The organism is Salmonella enterica subsp. arizonae (genome assembly GCF_008692845.1).
Taxonomy (GTDB): domain Bacteria; phylum Pseudomonadota; class Gammaproteobacteria; order Enterobacterales; family Enterobacteriaceae; genus Salmonella; species Salmonella arizonae.
In genome coordinates this window covers 1-2176 of record NZ_VXJW01000028.1, presented here as the reverse complement: position 1 = coordinate 2176, position 2176 = coordinate 1, and the positions used below count along the sequence as shown (strand labels likewise).

Sequence of the window (2176 nt, the reverse complement as noted above, 5' to 3'; positions counted from 1 at the left end):
TCGCCGTATTGCCCGCAATATCGGTCGCCTCCACCGTCAGCACGTGCGCGCCTTCGGTCACATCGGACGACCAGGTATAACTCCAGACGCCTGCCGATGCCTTCGTCGCATCCATCCACGTCTTACCCCCGTCCAGGCTCACCCGCACCCTGTTCACATCCTCCGGCACCGTCACCCGGAACTCCGGTCGCACATCGTTGGTCAGGTTATCTGCCGGCTCGCCGCTGTCATTCACCAGCTCAATACGGTCAATCACCGTCTGTGTGTCCACCTTCACGTCCAGCGGCGCTGAATGGCGGATATTGCCCGCCTCGTCCTCCACCGTCACCTTCAGCGTGTAACTGCCATCCGCCCATGCCGCCGTCGGTGTGAAGCTCCATCCGCCCGCACCCTGTAACACGTCAAACGTCTCGGTCCTTCCTCCGTGCTCCACGCTCACTGTCACTCTCACCACATCGGCATCGATATCCTGCAGCGTGAACGACGGCTGCGCGCGGCTGGTCAGACCGTCTCCCGGCACGCCCGTGTCATCCGCGCTGTTCAGCGTGATGACCGGCTCCGACAGCTTCGTGTCAATGCTGAAGTCCAGGGTCTTCGTCGCCGTGTTGCCCGCCGCATCGGTCACTTCCACCGTCAGCGTGTGCTTACCCTCGCCCACATCTGACGGCCAGCTGTAGTTCCATTCCCCTTTCGTTGCTCCCGCCGTCGCATTCACCCAGCTGCCACTGCCGTCCAGACTCAGGCGTACCACGGTCACATCCTCCGGCACCGTCACCCGGAACTGCGGGCGCATCTCGTTGGTCAGGTTGTCATCCGGTACACCGTTGTCATTTACCAGCTCAATACGAGCAATCGCCGTATGCGTGTCCACCTTCACGTCCAGCGGCGTGGAATAACGGATATTTCCCGCATTGTCCTCCACTTTCACCGTCAGCGTGTAGCTCCCGTCCGTCCACTCACTGTCCGGCGTAAAGTGCCACCGGCCACCGGTCTGGGTCAGCTCCACCTCCCGGCTGCTGCCGTCATGCGCGATCTGTACCGTCACCCGGTTCGCATCAGGATCGATATTTTCGATGGTAAAGCCCGGCGACCTGACGCTGGTGACGTTATCACCCCTGTTGCCGCTGTCATCCGCGCTGTCCAGCGTGATGACCGGCACCGACAGGGTGGTGTCAACGGTAAACTCCAGCGTCCGCGTCGCCGTGTTGCCCGCCGCATCCGTCGCCTCCACCGTCAGCGTGTGTTTACCCTCGCCCACGTCGCCCGGCCAGCTGTATTCCCAGACCCCGGCGGCATTCTTCGTCGCGTTCACCCAGTTCGTATCACCGTCCAGACTCAGACGAACCGCATTCACATCCCCCGGTGTCGTCACCCGGAACTCCGGACGCAGGGCGCTGGTCAGGTTATCGCCGGAAATACCGTGGTCGTTCACCAGCTCGATACCATCAATGGCTGTCTGAGTATCAACAGTCACCGTCAGCGGCGCAGACTGGCGAATGTTCCCCGCCTCGTCTTCCACTTTTACCGTCAGCGTGTACTGACCGTCCGCCCAGTCGCCCGCCGGGGTGAAACTCCAGCGTCCGTTCGCACCCTGCGTCGCCTTCAGCACCTCCCTGGTGCTGCCATGCTGAACTTCCACCGTGACATAACGCGCATCGTTATCAATGTTGTCCAGTAAGAACGTCGGCCTGTTCACCCGGGTCAGTTCATCCCCCCTGACGCCGCTGTCATCCGCGCTGTCCAGCGCAATGAGCGGTACCGACAGCGTGGTGTCGATGGTGAAACTCATCGCCTCTTTTACCGTGTTGCCCGCCACATCGGTGGCCTCCACCGTCAGCGTGTGCGCCCCTTCGGTCACATCCGTCAGCCAGCTGTAGTCCCAGACGCCGGCGGAAGTTCTCTTCGCATCCACCCACGTCTTGCCGCCGTCGATGCTCAGGCGTACCGCGTTCACATCATCCGGCACCGTCACCCGGAAGTGCGGACGCACCGCATTGGTCAGGTTGTCGTCCGGAATGCCGGTGTCGTTAACCAGCTCAATACTGTTAATGGCTGTCTGCGTGTCCACCGTCACCGTCAGCGGGGCGGAATGGCTGACGTTCCCGGCTTTATCCTCCACCATCACCGTCAGCGTGTAGCCGCCGTCACCCCACGGCGCTGTCGGCGTAAAGCTCCA

General features: G+C 62.0%; 1 protein-coding gene. It reads right to left on the bottom strand.

What is annotated here, in order from left to right; all coding sequences use genetic code 11:
* Positions 1–2176: Ig-like domain-containing protein (locus F4V61_RS21935; protein WP_211359257.1), on the bottom strand; the 2176-nt coding region annotated here is incomplete at both ends.